The sequence below is a fragment of the Rhodospirillales bacterium genome (assembly GCA_016699855.1).
In the GTDB taxonomy this organism is placed as follows: domain Bacteria; phylum Pseudomonadota; class Alphaproteobacteria; order Reyranellales; family Reyranellaceae.
Genome location: CP064988.1, coordinates 3,442,293 through 3,461,876 on the forward strand (window position 1 = coordinate 3,442,293; position 19,584 = coordinate 3,461,876).

The 19,584-nt window shown below is 71.9% G+C and carries 19 protein-coding genes; 13 read left to right on the forward strand and 6 right to left on the reverse strand.

From position 1 onward, the window contains the following. Nucleotides 1-89: 89 nt before the first annotated feature. Nucleotides 90-446 carry a 50S ribosomal protein L20 gene (rplT, locus tag IPK81_16190; GenBank protein ID QQS11125.1) on the reverse strand — a complete coding sequence of 119 codons (357 nt, stop codon included), beginning with the start codon at nucleotides 444-446 and terminating at the stop codon, nucleotides 90-92. Nucleotides 447-461: 15 nt separating this feature from the next. Beyond that, on the reverse strand, nucleotides 462-665 hold the full coding sequence (rpmI, locus tag IPK81_16195) for a 50S ribosomal protein L35 (GenBank protein QQS11126.1): 204 nt from the start codon (nucleotides 663-665) through the stop codon (nucleotides 462-464). A gap of 264 nt (nucleotides 666-929) precedes the next feature. On the opposite strand from rpmI, the gene IPK81_16200 reads away from it, so the two are divergent. Continuing rightward, nucleotides 930-1,700 (forward strand): glucose 1-dehydrogenase, encoded by a 771-nt coding sequence (locus IPK81_16200; GenBank protein QQS11127.1) that lies wholly within the window; start codon nucleotides 930-932, stop codon nucleotides 1,698-1,700. A gap of 16 nt (nucleotides 1,701-1,716) precedes the next feature. Here IPK81_16200 and IPK81_16205 read toward each other — a convergent pair whose 3' ends face one another. Then, nucleotides 1,717-2,709 carry a proline racemase family protein gene (locus tag IPK81_16205; GenBank protein QQS15149.1) on the reverse strand — a complete coding sequence of 331 codons (993 nt, stop codon included), beginning with the start codon at nucleotides 2,707-2,709 and terminating at the stop codon, nucleotides 1,717-1,719. Between the two features lie 32 nt (nucleotides 2,710-2,741). After that, complete coding sequence (locus IPK81_16210; GenBank protein ID QQS11128.1) at nucleotides 2,742-3,908, reverse strand: acyl-CoA dehydrogenase family protein; 1,167 nt, start codon at nucleotides 3,906-3,908, stop codon at nucleotides 2,742-2,744. Nucleotides 3,909-4,017: 109 nt separating this feature from the next. On the opposite strand from IPK81_16210, the gene IPK81_16215 reads away from it, so the two are divergent. Genes IPK81_16215 through IPK81_16230 form a run of 4 tightly spaced genes read left to right on the forward strand, consistent with a single transcriptional unit; the run spans nucleotide 4,018 to nucleotide 8,402 of the window. After that, complete coding sequence (locus tag IPK81_16215) at nucleotides 4,018-4,851, forward strand: prolyl oligopeptidase family serine peptidase (GenBank protein ID QQS11129.1); 834 nt, start codon at nucleotides 4,018-4,020, stop codon at nucleotides 4,849-4,851. A gap of 51 nt (nucleotides 4,852-4,902) precedes the next feature. Continuing rightward, a complete protein-coding gene (locus IPK81_16220) occupies nucleotides 4,903-5,616 on the forward strand; it encodes an acylneuraminate cytidylyltransferase family protein (GenBank protein QQS11130.1) in 714 nt (237 codons plus the stop codon). A 58-nt stretch (nucleotides 5,617-5,674) separates the two neighbouring features. Next, the gene (locus IPK81_16225) at nucleotides 5,675-7,243 is read left to right on the forward strand and encodes a Gfo/Idh/MocA family oxidoreductase (GenBank protein QQS11131.1); all 1,569 of its coding nucleotides are present in this window, start codon (nucleotides 5,675-5,677) and stop codon (nucleotides 7,241-7,243) included. 28 nt (nucleotides 7,244-7,271) lie between these two features. Beyond that, nucleotides 7,272-8,402, forward strand: a complete 1,131-nt coding sequence (locus IPK81_16230) for a DegT/DnrJ/EryC1/StrS family aminotransferase (GenBank protein ID QQS11132.1) — start codon at nucleotides 7,272-7,274, stop codon at nucleotides 8,400-8,402. Between the two features lie 10 nt (nucleotides 8,403-8,412). On the opposite strand, the gene IPK81_16235 is transcribed toward IPK81_16230, so the two are convergent. Both IPK81_16235 and IPK81_16240 read right to left on the reverse strand, forming a co-directional pair. Beyond that, nucleotides 8,413-10,770, reverse strand: a complete 2,358-nt coding sequence (locus IPK81_16235; protein QQS11133.1) for a hypothetical protein — start codon at nucleotides 10,768-10,770, stop codon at nucleotides 8,413-8,415. A gap of 205 nt (nucleotides 10,771-10,975) precedes the next feature. Further along, entirely contained in the window at nucleotides 10,976-11,698 is a 723-nt protein-coding gene (locus IPK81_16240) for a hypothetical protein (protein ID QQS11134.1), read from the reverse strand. A 146-nt stretch (nucleotides 11,699-11,844) separates the two neighbouring features. Between IPK81_16240 and IPK81_16245 the strand changes: the two genes are divergently transcribed. The 8 genes from IPK81_16245 (at nucleotide 11,845) to IPK81_16280 (ending at nucleotide 19,584) form a co-directional block, all read left to right on the forward strand. Further along, nucleotides 11,845-12,975 (forward strand): glycosyltransferase family 4 protein, encoded by a 1,131-nt coding sequence (locus tag IPK81_16245; GenBank protein QQS11135.1) that lies wholly within the window; start codon nucleotides 11,845-11,847, stop codon nucleotides 12,973-12,975. Nucleotides 12,976-13,078: 103 nt separating this feature from the next. After that, nucleotides 13,079-14,050: a hypothetical protein gene (locus tag IPK81_16250; GenBank protein QQS11136.1), complete on the forward strand. Its 972-nt coding sequence runs from the start codon at nucleotides 13,079-13,081 to the stop codon at nucleotides 14,048-14,050. 25 nt (nucleotides 14,051-14,075) lie between these two features. Next, on the forward strand, nucleotides 14,076-15,554 hold the full coding sequence (locus IPK81_16255; GenBank protein ID QQS11137.1) for an oligosaccharide flippase family protein: 1,479 nt from the start codon (nucleotides 14,076-14,078) through the stop codon (nucleotides 15,552-15,554). After that, nucleotides 15,551-16,171: an imidazole glycerol phosphate synthase subunit HisH gene (gene hisH, locus IPK81_16260; protein ID QQS11138.1), complete on the forward strand. Its 621-nt coding sequence runs from the start codon at nucleotides 15,551-15,553 to the stop codon at nucleotides 16,169-16,171. Before IPK81_16255 ends, hisH begins: the two co-directional genes overlap by 4 nt. Nucleotide 16,172: 1 nt before the next feature. Further along, a complete protein-coding gene (gene hisF / locus IPK81_16265; GenBank protein QQS11139.1) occupies nucleotides 16,173-16,937 on the forward strand; it encodes an imidazole glycerol phosphate synthase subunit HisF in 765 nt (254 codons plus the stop codon). Between the two features lie 163 nt (nucleotides 16,938-17,100). After that, on the forward strand, nucleotides 17,101-18,192 hold the full coding sequence (locus tag IPK81_16270; protein ID QQS11140.1) for an N-acetyl sugar amidotransferase: 1,092 nt from the start codon (nucleotides 17,101-17,103) through the stop codon (nucleotides 18,190-18,192). Between the two features lie 10 nt (nucleotides 18,193-18,202). After that, nucleotides 18,203-18,913 carry a hypothetical protein gene (locus IPK81_16275; GenBank protein QQS11141.1) on the forward strand — a complete coding sequence of 237 codons (711 nt, stop codon included), beginning with the start codon at nucleotides 18,203-18,205 and terminating at the stop codon, nucleotides 18,911-18,913. Then, on the forward strand, nucleotides 18,910-19,584 hold the full coding sequence (locus tag IPK81_16280; GenBank protein QQS11142.1) for an O-antigen ligase family protein: 675 nt from the start codon (nucleotides 18,910-18,912) through the stop codon (nucleotides 19,582-19,584). Before IPK81_16275 ends, IPK81_16280 begins: the two co-directional genes overlap by 4 nt.

Here is a 19,584-nt window from a genome sequence, read left to right on the forward strand (position 1 = left end):
CGTCGTCGCATGCGAAAAAGGGAGCGCGGTGGCCCGCGCTCCCCTCGATCGATATGCACGTCCGCCGGCGTCTCCGCCGGACGGCCGGACTACTTCAGAGCGGCGCGGGCCTGGTCGACCAACGCCTTGAACGACGCCGTGTCCTGCGCGGCGATGTCGGCCATGACCTTGCGGTCGACCTCGATGCCGGCCTTGGCGACGCCGTTCATGAACTGCGAATAGGTCAGGCCGTGCTCGCGCACGGCGGCGTTGATGCGCTGGATCCAGAGCGCGCGGAAATTCCGCTTTTTGACGCGCCGGTCGCGGTACGCGTATTGAAGGCCCTTCTCGACCTTCTCGATGGCGGTCCGGAACGTGTTCTTGGCGCGGCCCCGGTAGCCCTTGGCGAGCTTGAGGACCTTCTTGTGACGGGCGTGCGCGGTGACGCCCCGTTTGACGCGGGCCATGGCTTTCGCTCTCCGTCAGCGGGCGTTGGGCAGAAAGAAACGCTTGATCTTCACCTCGTCACCGTGGGAGGCGATCACCGTGCCGGTGGCCTGCCGCAGGAAGCGGTTGCCGCGTTTGCTCATGCCGTGACGTTTGCCGGCGACGGGAAGCTTCACCTTACCCGTGGCCGTGAGCCGGAAGCGCTTCTTGGCGCCGCTCTTGGTCTTCAGTTTGGGCATTTTCATCCTCGTATCAAAGTCTTGGCGCCTGTGAAGGCGCCGCCGACGAACCGTCGGCGGGATGTCTCGGGACCGCCATGGCATGCCCTGTACGCCAGGCCGCCCGAAAGGACGCGGGGTTATACAGAGCGGTTCCGGCGGAGGCAAGCGAGCGACGCCGTCCGGCGCTGGATTCGCCGCCGTCACGAGGATACGACGGAAGCGTATTGCGGCGCTGCCGGCCTGCGGCCGCGTGCGCGGTGGAATGTGTCAACGGAGGGCGTGATGACGCAAGGATATGTCGCGTTGGTGACCGGCGCGGGTTCCGGCATCGGGCGTGCGACGGCGCTGCGCTTCCTCGCCGCCGGCGCCTCCGTCGTGGCGACCGATCTCAACGCCGTCGGGCTGGCCGAGACCGCGCGTCAGGTCGATTCGCCCGCCCGGATGCGGACGCTGGTACAGGACGTCACCGCCGACGACGCGCCGCGCCAGGCGGTCGATCTCGCGGTGGCCGAGTTCGGGGGGCTCGATTGGGTCGTGACGAACGCCGGGATCGGCGGCGCCAAGCCGATGCATGAGACCGAGGACGCCGATTTCGACCGGTTCATGAACGTCAATGTGCGCAGCGTGTTCCGCTACGCCCGCGAATCGCTGCGGATCCTGAAGCCCGGCCGCGGCAGCATCGTCCATGTCGCCTCGATCTACGGCATCCTCGGGTATCCGGGATCGTCGTCCTACTCGGCGAGCAAAGCCGCCGTGATCGGCATCACGCACCAGATGGCGGCCGACTACGGGCCGCTGGGCATCCGCGTCAACGCCGTCGCGCCGGGGGTGATCGAGACGGGGATGACGCGGGACCGGGTGCGCGACAGTCCGCGCTTCAAGGCCCTGATGATCGACACCACGCCCTATACCCGGACCGGCCAGCCGGAGGACATCGCCAACGCGATCAACTTCCTATGCTCGGACCAGGCCGAGTTCATCAACGGCCACGTGCTGACGGTGGACGGCGGCTGGAGCGTCACCAACCACATCGCCGGCGCGCCACCCGCATGAGCGCTCGCGGGCGGCGCTATTCCAGCGAGAAGCCCCATTTGAGCGGATCGTCGGCCTCGAAGCGGAACACGCTCTCGCCCGTGTAGTAGGCCTCGCCGGCCACCTCCACGACGACGGCGCGATGGCGTCCCGCCTTGGTGTCGCGCAGCACGCGGCCCTCGAAGCGGGCGCCGGTGACGCTCTCGTAGACGCAGACGTCGCCGACCGCGCTCTGGCGGCGCGCCACCTGCACCGCGAGACGGGCCGTGACGCCGCTGCCGGTGGGGCTGCGGTCGACCTGCCGTCCCGCGAACACGCAGACGTTGCGGCTGGGACCGGGCCAGCCGCCCGGTCCCAGCGCGCCGACGCCGCCATCGGTCAGGATGGCGCCATAGATGAACGCGAGCGCGGCGTCGTCGGGGTGTTCCAGGCGGATGTTGGCGCGCGCCGCCTCGGCGATCTCCTCGCCGGCGTCGACGAGATGGCGCAGCGGCGACGTGCGCACGTCCAGCCCGATCGTCCCGACGTCGGCGATGGCGTAGAACGCTCCGCCGTAGCCGATGTCGACGGTCAGGGGACCCCAGGTGCGGGTCGGCACGATGGCGTCGAGCGCGAAGGCGAAGGCCGGCACGCTCTCGAACCGGGCGCGCCCGGCGCGGCCGTCGCGGACCTCGACATGCGCGGTGACCAGCCCGCAGGGGCATTGCAGGCGCACGACCGTCACCGGCTCGACGGGCGCCACGCGGCCGGTGTCGACGGCCCAGCGCGCGAGCGCGAGCGTGGCGTGGCCGCACATCGTGCTGTAGCCGTCGTTGTGCGTGAACAGCACGGCGAGATCCGCTTCCGGATCGTCGGGCTCGACGAGGATGGCGCCGTACATGCCGGCGTGGCCGCGCGGCTCCAGCATCAGCGCCTTGCGAAGGTGGTCGTGGCTCTCCCGTACCTCGCGCCGCTTGCCCATCAGGGTGGGGCTCGCGAGGGTCGGCCAGCCTTCGACGACGATGCGCGTAGGCTCGCCGCCGGTGTGCATGTCGATCGTGCGCAGGACGGTGGCGGCGCCCATCAGACGCCGAACCGCGCCATCAGCACCTGGCCGAGGCGTTCGTTCTGGATCTCGGTCGAGCCGTCGGTGTAGCAGGCGATCTTGGCGCAGGAGAGGTGGCGCATCAGCGGATAGTCGGCGCGCAGGCCGTTGGCGCCCATCGCCTGCACGCAGGCAGCGATGTGGGCGACCGTCCTGTCGCCGGCGAACTTCTTGGCGTGCGCCGCCGCCTCCTGGGCGTCGGCGCCGGCATCGATCAGCCGCGCCGCCCGGTAGGTCAGCAGCCGCATCGCCTCCAAGTCGTTGAGCGCGTCGACCATCGACCAGCGCTGGCCCTGGAAATCCATCACCTTGCCGCCGAACAGCGGCCGCCCGGCGCCATACTTCACGGCGGTCGCGATCGAGGCCTCGAGCATGCCGCAGCACATCGCCGCGACATAGGTGCGCGCGCCGTTGATCCCCGCGAGCGCCATCTTGAACGCCTGGCCGGGTGGGGCGATCAACGCGTCTTCCGGCGCGACGTAGCCCTCTAGGCGGAAGCCGCCGGCGCCGATGGCGTGTCCGCCATGCAGCTCGAAAGCCGGTTCGCGGACGAAACCCGGCCGGTCGGCCTCGACAACGAAGCAGGCGATGCCGCGGTGGCCGAGCGACGGGTCCGTCTGCGCGTAGATCTGGCTCATGCCGCAATTGGCGGCGTTGGTGATCCACGCCTTGGCGCCGTCGATCCGCCAGCCGCCGTCGACGCGGCGCGCCGAGGTCCGGATCGACGCGAAATCGCTGCCGACCCAGGGTTCGGTGAGGCCGGCGCAGCCGATGACCTCGCCGGTCAGCATGCGCGGCAGCAGGCGCGCGACGATCGACGGCTGCCCGTCGCGCGCGAACCGGGTCAGCGCGTTGTGGTGGTTGATCAACGAGAACGCGAAACCCATGTCGTGGCGCGAGATCTCCTCGACCGCGCGCATCTTGCAGGAGAACGGCAGCCCCTGGCCGCCATGGCGCGGATCGAGCTCAAGCGTGTGCAGGCCCGCGGCGCAGGCGGCGCGCAGCGTCTCGACCGGCTGTCTGCGCTCGTACTCCCAGCTCTTGGCGTTGGGCGCCACGTGCGCCGCGGCGAACGTCGCCGCGCGGGCGATGGCGTCGCGCGCGGAGGCGGACAGCGTGGAGTCGAACTCGGCGGTGAGGGTCATGCCGCAACGCTAGCAACCTGCACCGCCATGGCGCAACATCGGCGCGGGCTGTTTGGAGCGTCGTATAGTCGTGGTCTCACTTGGACGTCGCAGAACGCTGATCGGCGCGATGGCGTGGCCGGCGGTGGCGGCCTATGCGCGGGGTGACGGACCTCAGGACGCCGAGCGCGGGGAGCTGCGCGAACAGCGCTGGCATATTCCGACCACCGACGGCTCGGGACGCTCGATGCGGGCGACCGTGTTCAGACCGCCCGGCGGGGCGCCCGCTCCGCTGGTCGTCGTCAACCACGGCTCGCGGGTCTCGGGCAACGCGACGATGCCCGTGCCGCGCTTCTCGGCGGCCGCGGGCTGGTTCGTGCGCCGCGGCTGCGTCGTGGTGGTTCCGTTGCGGCGCGGCTACGGCGAGACCGGCGGGCGCTGGAACGAGTCGTACGGGCATTGCGAAAACGCCGATTTCCACCGCGCCGGGCTCGAAGCCGCGCGCGACATCGAGGCGGCGGTCGCCTACATGCGCGCCCAGCCTTTCGTGCGGACGCCGGGGACCATCGTCGTGGGCCAGTCCGCCGGCGGCTGGGGGTCGCTGGCGGTCGCCAGCCGCAATCCAGCGGACATCCCGGCGATCGTCAATTTCGCCGGTGGACGTGGCGGACGCCGAGGCGACGTCGCAAATGTGAACTGCTCGCCCGACAAGCTGGTCGCCGGCGCGGCCGCGTACGGACGGACCGCCCGCGTGCCGACCCTGTGGATATACACCGTCAACGACACGTACTTCGATCCGGGGCTGAGCCGGCGTATGGCCGATGCGTACCGCGCCGCCGGCGGGAACGTCGACTACCGGCTTTTGCCGGCGTTCGGCAGGGACGGGCACTCGTTGTTCGGGGCCGCGGATGGCGTGCCGGTCTGGTCTGCCCACCTCGGACCGTTTCTGGATCGTTTCCGTTGAGCGGTTTTTCAGGCAGAAGGTGCCTGCGGTGGGGCGGATCCGGAGCGGCTGATGGCGTGGGAGGGCTTGACGGTGCTGGCGGTCGTCCCCGCGCGGGGCGGCAGCAAGGGCGTGCCACGCAAGAACATCGCGGAGGTCGGCGGCCAGTCGCTGATCGCCCGCGCCGCGCGCGTCGTGAAGGCGCTGCCGTGGATCGACCACGCCGTGATCTCGACCGACGATCCGGATTTCGTGGAGGAGGCGCGCCGCCACGGCCTCGACGCGCCGTTCCTCCGTCCGGCGGCGCTCGCGACGGACGAATCGACGGCGCAGGACGCATGGGCGCACGCTTGGCTCGAGGCCGAGCGCCACTACGGCATGCGGTTCGGGGCGTCGGTGTATCTGCAGCCGACCAGTCCGTTCCGGACGCCCGCCGACGTCGAGGCGACGATGCGGGCCATGGTCGAGGGCGGCCGGGCGGCGGCGTGCACCGTGGCGCGGGTGCCCGGCCACTTCACGCCCCAGAAGATCCTGCGGCGCGACGATGCCGGCGTCTTGTCGTTCAACGCGCCGGACGGCGCCGCCCACAAGAACCGCCAGACGATACCGGCGTACTGGTACCGCACGGGCTACTGCTACGCCGCGCGGCGGCGCACGCTGGTCGACAATCGGCACATCGTCGAGGAGGACTGCGTCGGCGTGCCGACCGAGGGGGCGATCGTCAATATCGACGATCCGTTCGAGCTCGACGTCGCGCGCTGGTTGGCCGGACGCGACGGGCTGTGACGGCGATGTCTCGACCGATCTCGGTGGACGACGGCCGCGGCCGCGCCGACCACGGCCGATGCGGGGGGCGCGCATGCTGGCGTTGATCGGCTGCGGCTACTGGGGCAGGAACCTCGCCCGCGTCGCCCATGGAATGGGCGCGCTGAGCGTGATCTGCGACAAGGGCAATCCCCAGGCCGAGGCGCTGGCGCGCGGCTTCGGAGTCGATTTCACCGACGACATCGCGGCGTTGTGGCGCGACGACCGCGTCAAGGCCGTGTTGATCGCGTCGCCGGCCGAGACCCACGCCGAGATCGCGACGGCCGCGTTGCGCGCAGGTCGCGACGCCTTCGTGGAGAAGCCGCTGGCGCTGTCCGTCGCCGACGCGACGGCGGTCGCCGAGCTCGCGGAGGCAGGCGGTCGCGTCCTGATGGTCGGACATCTGCTGCGCTACCACCCCGTGTTCCAGCGCCTGCTCCAGGTGGTGCGCGCGGGCGATCTCGGCCGGCTGCGCTACGTCTATTCCAACCGTCTGAACATCGGGAAGGTGCGGGTCGAGGAGAACGTGCTGTGGAGCTTCGCGCCGCACGACCTCTCGATGATCCTGGCGCTGGCCGGCGAACGGCCGGACTCGGTGAGCTGCGTCGGCAAGCGCGACCTGCATCCGAACGTCGCCGACCACACAATGACCCAGCTCGCCTTTCCCGACGGCCTGCGGGCGCACGTGTTCGTCTCGTGGCTGCATCCGTTCAAGGAGCAGAAGCTGGTCGTGGTCGGCGAGACCGGGATGCTGGTGTTCGACGACACCGAGGCTTGGGAGCGCAAGCTGATGCGCTATCGCCACGGCGTCGACTGGAAGGACGGCCGGCCGGAGGCGCGCAAGGCCGAGGGCGAGCCCGTGCCGGTCGACCACGCCGAGCCGCTCGCGGCGGAGATCGCGCATTTCCTCGGCCGCGTCGCGGACCGCGGCCGGCCGCTGACCGACGGGCGCGAGGGCATCGCGGTGCTCGAGACGCTGGACGCGGCCCAGCGCTCGATGGATTCGGGAGGCGTCGCTGTGAACTTGTCGCCTGAACGGACGGCCGCGGCCGCCACCTACTACGCGCATCCGACCGCGGTGGTCGACGCAGGCGCCGAGATCGGGCCGGGGACGAAGATCTGGCACTACAGCCACGTGCTTTCCGGAAGCCGCATCGGCGCGCGCGTGGTCGTCGGGCAGAACGGCATGATCGGCCCCGACGTGACGATCGGCGACGGCTGCAAGCTCCAGAACAACGTCTCCGTCTACAAGGGCGTGACCCTCGAGGCCGACGTGTTCTGCGGGCCGAGCATGGTGTTCACCAACGTGCTGACGCCGCGCGCCCATATCGAGCGCAAGGACGAGTTTGCGCCGACCCTGGTGCGCCGCGGCGCCACGCTGGGCGCCAACTGCGTCGTGGTCTGCGGCGTCACGATCGGGGAGTATGCCATGGTCGGCGCCGGCGCCGTGGTCACGCGCGACGTGCCGGCCTACGCGCTGGTGGTCGGCAATCCGGCGCGGTTCATCGGCTGGGTCGGCGCCGCCGGCGAGCGGCTGGGCGACGATCTGGTTTGCCCGCGCACCGGCGCGCGCTACAAGCTCGTCGACGGCGCGCTGGCGCCGGCCTGATCGCGCCGCATCCGCCGGGACGGAGCCCATGGACGCCATTCCCTTCGTCGACCTGAAGACGCAGTACGCGCGGCTGAAGGCCGACATCGACGCGCGCATCCACAAGGTGCTCGACCACGGCCAGTACATCAACGGGCCGGAGGTCGCGGAGTTCGAGCGGAAATGCGCCGACCACGTCGGCGCGCGCCACTGCGTCGGCGTGTCGAGCGGCACCGACGCGCTGTTGATCGCCTTGATGGCCCGCGGCGTCGGCCCGGGGGACGCGGTGTTCCTGCCGGGATTCACCTACACCGCGACCGCCGAGGTCGTCCTGCTGATCGGCGCGACGCCGGTGTTCGTCGACGTCGATCCCGATACGTTCAATCTCGATCCGGCCGATCTCGACCGGCAAATTGCGGCGACGGCGCGTGCGGGCGCGCTGAAGCCGCGCATGGTCGTGGTGGTGGATCTGTTCGGTCTGCCCGGTGCCTACGCCGCGATCGAGGCGGTGGCGGGCGGGCACGGCGTCGAGGTGCTGGCGGACGCCGCCCAGAGCATGGGCGGCGCGGTCGGCGGGAGGCGTGTCGGCACCCTCGCGCCGATGACGGCGACCAGCTTCTTTCCGGCCAAGCCGCTGGGCTGCTATGGCGACGGCGGCGCGATCTTCACCGACGACGACGCCACGGCGGAGATCCTGCGGTCGATCCGCGCGCACGGGCAGGGGAGATCGAAGTACGATGTCGCGCGGGTCGGCGTGAACGGCCGCCTCGACACGATCCAGGCGGCGGTCCTCATCCCGAAGCTCGCGCTGCTCGACGAGGAGCGCGCGGCGCGCGAGCGGCTTTCGCGGCGCTACGACCGGCGGCTCGGCAACCATGTGAAGGTGCCGGCGCGTCCCGACGGGTGCGTCTACGCGTGGGCGCAGTACACCATCCAGATCGACGACCGCGACCGGGTGCAGGCGGCGCTGAAGGAAGCCGGCATCCCGACGATGGTCTACTACCCCCGCCCGATGCATCTGCAGAGCGCCTATCTGCGCCACGGCGGCGGCGAAGGCTCCCTGCCAACCAGCGAGGCGCTGTGCGGCCGTGTGCTGAGTCTGCCGATGCATCCCTACATGGACGACGAGACCGCCGACCGGATCTGCGACACGTTGATCGCCGCGCTCGGCGCCGCGTAGCCGTCACCGGTCACTCGGCGATAGCGATCCCGCGCGTCGCCGTCGTGCCGGCGACGAGGTCGGTGACCTTCACGGTCCAGCGTCCAGCCGGCTCGTTGAACGCAGGCGTGAATCGGAAGCGGGCGCGGCCCGCGTCCGCCGACCGCGTCGTCGAGAAGCGGCTCCATGCGTTGCGGCGGCCCGAGGGATCGGTCACCTCGATCTCGATCGGCAGGTCGGCCTCGATCGTGGCGCCATCGGCGTCGCGGACCACGATCACCACGTCCACGGCCGTTCCGCGACGCCCGGCGCCCGGCGTGTCGAGGCCGACGCCGCCGATCGGCCGCGGCAGAGCGAACAGCAACGCGCCCTGCGCCGCGGCGAGTTCGAGACCGACCGCGCCCCAGCCGGCCGACTCCGGAGCGACCACGAGACGCCGCCGCGCCAGGGCATCGTAGACCGCCGTCCGGTCATCGAGACGAAGCGATACGCGCGTCCGCAGCGGCAGGCCGCGCTCCAGATGCAGGCGGTGGGCGCCGAAACGCGGCCCGAAATCGCGATGGTCGTTGACGACGACGTGGATCATGGCGCGGCCGGCGGCGAGGCTCTCCACCAGCGCTCGGGGCGTGTCGGCCTCGGCCTGCTTCACGGATCGGTCGAACAGCGGCGCGAGCCGCGTCGCCTGCGCGGCGTCGATCCGCCGGGCCGCGTCGGCGCCAAGGCGCTCGGACACGGGAAGCGCGCCGTCGACCTGGACCTCGTGGTCGAACGTCATCGCCGTGACGATGGTACCCGGCGCCGGCGCGGGGAACGGGGCGTTCGCGATCAACCGCGCGCCGCGGGCCACCGCCGCCGCCAGCGCCTCACGGGACACGGCCGGCAGGGCCGCCGCCCGCGGCAACACGATGACGTCGTATCGGGCCAGGCGGCCCTCGGCGACGTCCTCGTCCAGCAGCACGTCGAACGGCACGTGGTTCATCGCCAGCAGAGCGGCGTAGGGCAGGGTCTGCTCGGCGTCGTAACCGACGACGCGTCCCATCGATGCCGCGCCGAACCACTCCGCCGTCGCCGAGGCGTAGACCGCCACGCGTGCCGGCGCCGGTCGCGCGGCGCGAATCGCCGGCCCGTATGGCCGCACCAGGCGCGTCAGCACCTCGCCAAGCGCCGCGAACGTCTCCGGCGCGTACTTCGGGCTCGCCTGCGCCGGATCGGACACCGGGCGCGAATCGGTCGCGTAGAAGCCCATCGCGTCCGGCCGCTGCGCGAACACCAGCCACGCGGCCTGCGTCGCGTAGTCCGGTCCGGCGATGAAGAACGGGTCGCCGCCGTCCTTGTCCCGCGAAAGGTCGGCGCGGCTGCCGGTCGTCGGCGCGACCATGCGCGCGTACTTGAGCAAGGTGATGGTCTGCTGGACCTCGAGACCCGTGCCCCGGGCCAACGCCTGGAGATATCGGACGTAGTACAGCCGCTTGATGTCGGGATAGCCGTAGGTCCAGGTCGCGATCCGGTCGAGTCCGACGCCCGTCCGGACGGCGGCGAGGCGCCACGGCTCCGACCAGACGGCGACGTCCGGCCGCGCCGCGCGCAGGACGCCGGCCATCCCGGCGTTCACGCCCGCGACGCCGCCGTTGCCGCCGTACCAGAAGCGCGCGAACCGGGCGCGCGGCGCGTCGTCCGGAACGGCGCCGTCGACGACCTCGCGCGGACCGACCGGACGCCATACGAAATCGCCGATGATCAGCCGCCGGACGATGGCGCTGGAGATGTCGATCCTCGCGGCCTCGGCGGCGGCGCGCAGGGCCGGCCCGTCGTGGAAGCGTGGCTCGATCTCCTCGTTGACGAGCACGTGGCGCAAGCCGGGGTGGTCGCCGGCGATCGATAGCGCCGCGCGCGCGACGTCCAGAGCGTGCGCCCGCACAGCCGGATCGTAGACGTCCAGCGACGCGCCGCCTCGCCATCGCGGCGCGAGTGTCGGGCTCAGATACAGGCCGAGTTCGTGATCCCGTCGGACGGCGGCGTCGAGGCGCGACCGGATCCCGGTCCGTCGTTCCGTCGCTGGCGCGTCGGTGATCGCATCGAGGAAGCTGCCGGTGACGCCCATCGCGTCCCATGCGTCGTCGTCGCGGGCGTCGAGCTGGCCCCACCACCGGACGGGAAACCGGTCGGCATCCCGGGGCGCGCCGATCTCTACGTCGAGCATGGCCGTCGGCGACATTTCGCCGCCCCGCAGCGCGGTCAGCGCGAGGACGTAGCTGCCGCCGGCGATGGCCTCGGCGTCGACCACGACCGACGCGCGGCCGTCGACGACCTCCGCCTCGCCGCGCACGACGCCGCCCCAGTCGTAGGTGACCCGCCCGGCGCCCGTGGCCTCGACGTCGATGCGGACCACGCCGTGCCGCGGGAAGACGGTGGCCTGGGAAATCGGGCGCGGCGGATCGAGCGCGATGGCGGATCCGCAGGACGACGCGACGGCAAGGAACGCCGCTATCGCCCCCGCCGTCGCCATCCGGGCTACGCGACCGGCGGAAGTGCCGTGAGAGAGCCGTCCGATCGCGCCCATCCATCGCCTCGATCGACGCCGCCCGCGCCGGCGGTCAGACGCGGAACCGCGCCTCGTCGTCTCGCCTCAAGCGTCCGAAAAGGGACGGGAAGTTGCGCGCCATGTAGTTCGACAGCTCGCTGGCGCGCCGCGCCTCGAGCTCGGACCACACGGCGTCGGCGTCGGCCACGCCGCACCACCATTCGGGATGCGTGAGAAGCTGGATCGGCGTCCGGCGCTCGGCGAACAAGGCCTCCAGCCTGGGCCAGAAGCCGGGATCGCGCCGCGAGTCCGAAGCGTAGCCCGACGGGTCGAACAGACCGGGCTGGTAGCCGCTGACGAACGAATCGAAACGCCGCCCCAGCACGTCCGGCGACGGCCGGTGGAAGCTGACAACGCGGTCGATCGGCGTCACGCAGCGGCCGAACCAGTCCAGAGTCGCGGCGATGTCGCCCTCGCCGGCGCCGTGGGTCGTCTGATCGATGTGCAGGCCGACGCAGTGGCCCTGCGCCCGCAGCGCCCGGATGGCGTCGCGCGTGGACGCCGCCAGACCGTTGTAGGTGTCGGCGTCGAGCTGGAAGAAGTAGCTGGCGCGCGCGCCGGCGGCGGCCTCGATCCCGCCGAGGACCACGGCCATGCGCGGCGACATGTCGACGTCGTGCCGCAGGAACAGCGTCGGCGCGTCCGCCGCCGGCCCTTCGTCGAGTCGCGCGAACGCGTATCCGGCGCGCAGCGCCGCCGCGATGACGCGACGGTAGCCTTCGGGGCTGAATTCCATGGGCGTCGCCATTTCCCGGTGCCGTGTCGCTTTCAATAGCGACGCGGGAATCGCAAGTAAAGGCGCGCCCCCGGCCGCGCGATGGCGGGCGCGCCTACGTTCCTGTATCGTGCGCCCGGGCGCGGCGATCGTGGTGGCTTCGGACAATGGCGCGTGTGATCCACGTCTCCTCGGCGCACCACCTGCTCGATACGCGGATATTCTACCGGATGGCGCGCTCGCTGGCGGCCGACGGCCACGAGGTGACCGTCGCCGCCGCGGCGCCTCCGGACTCCACGGTGCCGCCGTCGTTGGACGGCGTCCGCCTGATCGCCCTGCCGCCGCGTGCCGGCCGCATGGCGCGGTTTCTGCGCCGCCCCTTCGACATCCTCCGCGCGATCCGCGCGGACCGCTACGATCTGGTCCATTTCCACGACCCGGACCTGCTGCCGTGGATGCTGGCGTTGCGCCTGTCCGGGCGGCGGATCGTCTACGACGCGCACGAGGCCTACCGCGACAATATCGCCGGCAAGACGTGGATTCCGGCGCCCCTCCGCTGGCTGGCGCGGGCCGGCGTCGTGGCGCTGGAAGGGCTGGCGGCGCGATGGCTGGACGGCGTCGTCGCGGCCAGCCAGCCGATCCTCGACAAGATCGCGCCGCGCCGCGGCGCCGTCGTGCGCAACTTCATGTCGAAGGACCTGGCGTTGGAGATCGGCGCGCCGCCGATCGCGGAACGGGCGCCCGCCATCTGCTATTTCGGCAGCGTCACGGCGGACCGCGCCGCCGTCGAGATGGTGGAGGCGTTCGTCCTGGTCCGCGCCGCCCGCCCGGATTGCCGCGTCGTCGTAGGCGGCCGGATCGCCGAGGATGTCGACGCCGCCCGCCTGCGGGAACGCATGGCCGCCGCCGGGGTCGAGTACGTCAGCTTCCTGCAGCAGCGCGAGATGCTCGATGCGATCTCGGCCTGCCGCCTCGGCCTGTGCCTCTACAAGCCGACACCGGCCTATCTCGAGGGCGAGTATCCGACCAAGCTGCTGGACTACATCTGCGTCGGCACGCCGACGGTGACCGGCGCGGGGCTGCCGAACGCGGTGGCGCTGGTCGAGCGCCTGCGCTGCGGCGCCGTCGCCGACCAGGAGTCGCCGGCCGATATCGCGAGGGTCGTCCTCGACCTGCTCGACGACACCGCGCGCCTGCAGACGATGAGCGACGCCGGCCGGCGCGCCTTCCTCGACGAGCTCAACTGGGACCACGCGCGGGCGAATCTACGGCGCCTCTACGACGCGATATTGCGCTGACGCCGCCGCATTGCGCTGACGCGGGCGCGCCGGGTCGCCGGCCGGGCGTGGATGGGATAGGATCGCCGCGACCCGGACGCGCGGTCGAGGAGGCGGTCTCCAGATGCGGGACAAGGATGGTCGGATCTCGGTGGCGGTGACGGCCGGTGGGGTCGTCGATCTGCTCGGCGCCGACGTGCGCTGGACGCGCGGCGACCTGGCGAGGCCGCTGAGCACCGTCGAGTCGCTGAGGTCCGCCGGACCGGGTGCCCTGACGTTCTGCCGCCGCGCGGGCGAGGGCTTGGCTGCGGATCTGCACGCCTCGCGGGCCGCGGCGATCATCGTGCCGGACGATCCGTCGGCGCGGATCGACGTGGCGGCGGTGGTGATCGCCGTCGACAACCCCCGCCTCTCGTTCATCCGGATTCTGACCCGGCTCTTCCCGCGGACGGCGCCGCGCGGTGTGCATCCGACGGCGATCGTCGATCCGTCGGCGCGGGTCGACGCCACGGCTTTCGTCGGCGCGCACAGTGTCATCGGGCCGAACTGCGCTGTCGGCGCGCGCACGACCATCCATCCCAACGTCACGCTCTACGAGGGCGTCCGTATCGGCGCCGACGTGGTCGTCGATTCGGGCACCGTGATCGGCGCCGACGGCTTCGGCTTCGAGCGCAACGCCGACGGCGCGCTCGAGAATTTCCCGCATTTCGGCGGCGTGGTCGTCGAGGACGGCGCCAATATCGGCGCCAACGTCTGCATCGACCGCGGCACGCTCGACGACACCGTCGTCGGACGCGGCGCGCGGATCGACAATCTGGCGCATATCAGCCACAACGTCCGCCTCGGCGCCCATAGCGTCGTGCTGGCGATGTGCATCATCTGTGGCGGCGTGCGGATCGGCGACTACGCGTGGGTGAGCCCGGCGGCGTCGGTCCGCAACCAGCTCTCGGTCGGCGAATGGGCGACGGTCGGCATGGGCGCGGCGGTCGTGAAGCCGGTCGCGGCGCGCGAGACCGTGGTCGGCAATCCGGCGCGGCCGCAGGCCGAGTTCCAGCGGATGCAGGACGCGCTGGTCCGCCTGACGACGACCGGCTGATCGCCGGACCGCGCATGGAACCGCGATGAGCACCGATTCCGGCGACCCGCGCGGCGCCGTGGACCTCCGGCGCGTCGCCGGCGGCGCCGCGACGCTCGCCGTCTCGAGCGCCGTCGCCCAGGGCATCGGACTCCTGTCCATGCTGGCGCTGGCGCGGCTGTACGATCCGGCGGCGTTCGGCGCCTGGGCGGCGTTCATGGCGGCGGCGTCGCTGGTCGGCGTGCTCGGCGGCCTGCGCTACGACATCGCCGTGGTCGTCGAACGCGACGACGACGACAGCGCGCGCCTGGTCGCGGTCACCCTGTTGGTCGCACTCGCCGGGGCGCTGGTGACCGCTGCGGCGGCCGGCGCGCTGATCCTCTGGGGCGGCGGCGCGATGTCGGCGCTGCCGCGCGGCGCCGTCTACGGATTGCCCGCCGTCGTTTTGGCGTCGGCCGCGATCCAGACCGCCGCCGCGTGGCGGTTGCGCCAGCGCCGCTTCGCCTACGTGGCGGCCAGCCGGCTCGGTCTGGCGGCGCTGCTCGGCGCGTTCCAGATCGGCCTCGCCGGTACGGGCGCGGGCGGCGACGGCCTGATCATCGGCACCGTGTTCGCGCATGTCGTCGCCGCGGTCGCTTTCGGCTACCCCTTGCTCGCGCCGTTGCGCCGCGCCGCGTCCACCTCGGGCGTCCGCGATCTGCGCGCCGTCGCGGCGCGCCACGCCGCCATGCCCGGCCTGTCGGCGCCGAACTCGTTTATCGGCCAGATCTTCGCGCAGGGTTCGACCGTGCTCCTGGTCGCGTCGACCCCGGCGGCCTTCGTCGGCGGGCTCAATCTGGCCTGGCGGCTGACCTACGCGCCGCTGGTCACCGTGGCGCAATCGGTCGGGCAGGCGCTGTTTCCGGAACTGGCCGCCGCCGGCTCGGACCTGCGGCCGCTGCGCGCCACCGTGCTCGCGATACTGCGCGGCGTCGCGCTCGTTCTCGCGCCGGGCGTCGGCGTTCTCGTCGCCTTCGGCCCGGCGATCTTCGCCGCCCCGCTGGGCGAGCCGTGGCGGGAGGCCGGCCGCTACGCCGGCCCGGTCTCGGTCGCCGCGCTGCTGATGGCACTGACGACCGTGGTGGAGCGCGCCTTCGACGTCGCGGGCCGCCAGCGGACCCAGCTGCGCTTGAACCTGGCGTGCAACGTCGCGGCCCTCCTCGCGCTGGTGGCCGGGCTTGGCCTTGCCGGGGACGGCGCCGGGGTCGCGCTGGCGTGGTCGGTGGCGATGGCGCTGCAGGCGGTGACCTGGCTGCTGGCGACCGGGATCGTCGTCGGGTTCGGCGCCTGGGCGGCGTCACGCGTGGCCGTCGAGGCCACGCTCGCTGCGTTGCTCGTGCCCGCCGTCGCCTGGGCCGCGCGCGGGATCGTCGACCCGCTCGCCGCGGTGGCGATGGCGCTCGCGGTCTACGGCGCCGGCCTCCTGTGGTACGCGCGCGCGTCCGGGCTGCTGGGCCGGGCCGCGCGCCGGGAGGCGCCGGGATGACCGTCGGCATCGTCGACTACGGGATCGGTAACGTCGGTTCGATCCGCAACATGCTGCGCAAGGCCGGAATCGCCGCCGCGTTGGTCGCCTCGCCGGAGGAGATTGCGGCCGCCGACCGGCTGATCCTGCCGGGGATCGGCGCGTTCGACGACGTGATGCGCGCGTTCGACGCGTCGGGGCTGCGTCCGGCGGTGGAGGCGCGCGCGCGGGGAGACGGCCGGCCGCTGCTTGGCGTCTGCGTCGGCATGCAGATGCTGATGGAGGGCAGCGACGAGGGCGACGCGCCGGGGCTGGGCTGGCTCAAGGGTCGCGCGCGCTCGTTGCGGACGCGCCTGGAGGGCACCGGCCTGCGCGTGCCGCATATGGGATGGAACACGATCGATCCTTCGGGCGCGTCGCCGCTGCTCGCGCGCCACGAGCCGCGTTGGAAGTTCTATTTCGCCCACGCTTACGCCGTGGAGTGCGACGACCCCGCCGACATCGTGGCGACGACGACCCATGGCGTCGCCTTCGCCTCGATCGTCGGCCGCGGCAATATCCACGGCGTGCAGTTCCATCCCGAGAAGAGCCGCGAATTCGGCCTCGCGCTGCTGCGCGGCTTCGCGGAGGCGGCCTGACATGCTGCGCGCGCGCGTGCTGCCATGCCTGCTGCTGCGCCGCGGCCAGCTCGTGAAGGGCGTCAAGTTCGCCGACCACCGCTACATCGGCGACCCGATCAACGCCGTGCGCATCTTCAACGACCGGCCGATCGACGAGCTGGCGCTGTTCGACATCGAGGCGACGCGCTCGGGGGCCGGGCCCGATTTCGACCGGTTGACCGACATCGTCTCCGAATGCTTCGTGCCGATCTGCTACGGCGGCGGCGTCTCGACGGTGGAACAGGCGCGCCGCCTGCTGCGGATCGGCGTCGAGAAGGTCTGCCTCAACAGCGCGGCGCTCGACGATCCATCGACCGTCGGCCGCATCGCCGACGCCATCGGCTCGCAGTCCGTCGTGGTCTCGATCGACGTCCGGCGCGATTTCCTGCGGCGCGGCCGGGTCTGGTCGCACGCCGGCCGCAAGCCCCGGACCATCGACCCAGCGACGTTCGCGCGCGAGATGCAAGCCGCCGGCGCGGGAGAACTCGTGGTCGGCGCCGTCGACCGCGACGGCACCATGTCAGGCGTCGACCTTGAGCTGACGGCGGCCGTGGCCGGCGCGGTCGACATCCCCGTCATCGCGATGGGCGGCGCGGGCGGTCCCGCGGATCTGCGCGCGGCGATCCGCGAGGGCGGCGCCTCGGCTGTCGCCGCCGGCGCGATGTTCGTGTTCCAGGGGCGCCACCGCGCGGTGCTGATCAACTTTCCGACCCAGGACGAGCTCGACGCCATCGTCGCGCCGTGACCGCCGGCGGCGCCGGCTTGACGCCCTCCTGCGCCGTCGCTAGTCCAAAGGCCGCGCCGCGTCCCGTCCGGCGCGCCACGGAGCCTTCCAAGGACCATGCCGGCGACCAGCGCCTTCCGATCCGAGTTGAGCCGTCCCGGCTACCGGATGCGCGCGCTGCGTGATGGACACGTCGGACCCGGACATCACGTTCGACTCCGACGGCGTCTGCAACCATTGCCGCGCGATGGAGGCGGCGATGGCCGCGCGGGCGGCCGGCGCGGCGACCCGCGAGGCGGACCGCGCGCGGCTCGTGGAGCTGATGAAGGCCGAGGGCCGCGGCCGCGACTACGACTGCGTGATCGGCGTCAGCGGCGGCGTCGACAGCACGCACGTCGCGTGGCTGGCGCGGCGGGAGTTCGGCCTGCGGCCGCTGGCTGTGCATTTCGACAACGGCTGGAACGACGAGCTCGCGGTCCACAACATCGAACGGATCGTCAAGGCGCTCGACATCGACCTCCACACGCACGTGGTCGACTGGGAGGAGTTCCGGGACCTCCAGCTGTCGTTCTTCAAGTCGCACACGTCGAACCTCGAGATGCCGACGGACCACGCCATCCTGGCGCTGCTGATGGACGTGGCGGCGGCGCGCGGCGTGCGGTTCATCCTCACCGGCAGCAACACCGCCACCGAGGGAATCATGCCGGCGGCGTGGCTGCACAGCAACAAGGACCTCCGGTTCCTCGAGGCCGTGCACGCCCGGTTCGGCTCGGTGCCGCTGCGCACCTATCCGCGGCTGGGCGCCGCGAAGTTCGCGCGGCGCGCGCTGCTGCGCCGGATCAAGGCGATACCGATCCTCGACTACGTCGAGTACGACAAGCCCGCCGCGATGGCGCTGGCGGAGCGCGAGCTGGGCTGGCGGCCCTACCGCTTCAAGCACGGGGAGTCCGTGTTCACGCGCTTCTTCCAGTGCCATATCCTGCCGCACAAGTTCGGCTTCGATAAGCGCAAGCCGCATTTCTCCTCGCTGATCGCGTCTGGCCAGATGACGCGGGACGCCGCGTTGGCGGCACTGAACGAACCGCTCTACCGGCCGGAGGCGCTGGAGGAGGAGACCGAGTACGTGCGCAAGAAGCTGGGCATGACGCGGGCCGAGTTCGACGCGTACATGGCCGCCCCGCCGCGGTCGTCGCTGGAGTATCCCAACGGTCTGGCCCTGCACGCCGCGGCGCGCCGGGTGATGGGGTCTCTCGGCGGCGTCGCGCGGCGTTTCTGAGGCGCGCGCGATGGTCGCCGCGGAGGAGCCGGCCACCAACGGCGGACGCATCCTCGCGTGGTCGTTCGTCGCGCTGGCCCTGATCCTCGAGCTCAACGCCGTCCTGAAGGGCACCCTGCAGGCGGCCGGCCTGAACTTCGACTTCGTGCTCGTCGCCGCGGCCGGACTCGGCGCGCTCGGCGTGGTGGCGGCGCTTGCGCGCCCCTCGACGCTCGGCGGGCTGCGCGTCGTCGCGCCGCCGCTCGCCGCCTTCGTCGCCTACATGGCGCTGAGCGCGACATGGAGCGACGGCTATTTCGTCGAGCTGCCGGACGCGTTCGTGCGGGTGTTCGGGCCGCAGATCGGCTTTCCGGTGTTCAAGATCCTCGACTTCACCGCCGGGTGCGTCGTGCCGCTTGTCGGGGCCGCGGTGGTCACGGCGGCCGCGCCGCGCGCCGGCGCCTACCTGTTCCTCGCCTACGGCGCGATCGTGGTGGCGCTGCTGCCCTACCTCGTCGGCCACGTGGTCGCGACGGAGGAGGTCATCACCGAGACCGGCGTCGCGATCGGCGTCGTGCAGGGCGTGTCGTACATCCAGTTCGGGCTCTACGTCGGCAAGATGATCGTCGCCGCGATGGTCGCGGTGCTGACGCTGCGCCTCGGCCCGGTGCTCGCGGCGCCAGCCCGCTGCTCGCGGCGGGCGGGTACTATCTCATCCTCGTCACGGGATCGACCCAGGTGACCGTCGGAGTCGCCATCGTGGCCGTCGCGATCGTGGCGGTGTGGACGCTGCGGCTGCGCGCCTCGGGCCGGCACTTCGCGTTCCTGACGATGGCGACGGCGTTCGCGCTGGCCGGCGTCGCGCTGGTCACCGTGTCCCTCCTGGAGGCCGCGCTCGGCTTCGACGATCTGCGCGCCATCGAGCGGCTGCTCGGCAAGCTCGAGGAGGGCGTGTATTTCGCCGGCACCAGCGGCCGGCAGGAGCTGCACGCCGCGGCGATCGACGGCTGGTCGCGCTCGCCGGTCTTCGGCATCGGCATCGGCGGATACCCCTCCCTGCTCACGAACCTGCCCCGCGACTATCCGCACAACATCGTCCTCGAGATCCTGTGCGAGCTCGGCGTCGTCGGCTTGGCGCTGTTCCTGTGGGGTGTCCGCGCCGTCTGGGGCCACTTCCGGACGGCGCTGCGGTTGCGGACCTTCGCGGCCGACATCGCCGTGTTCACAAGCGTGCTCTACGCGTTGAGCGCGCTCGCCTCCGGTTCGCTCAACGACCACCGGATCCTGTTCCTGCATGTGGGCGTCGTCATCGGGCTGTCCTACGCGGCGGGTCGCGCCGCCGAGCAAGCCGAGACGGCGGCGCCCGCGGCGCCTTCACCGGCGCCGCCGCCGGTCGCCGCCGGCGGCGCCTGA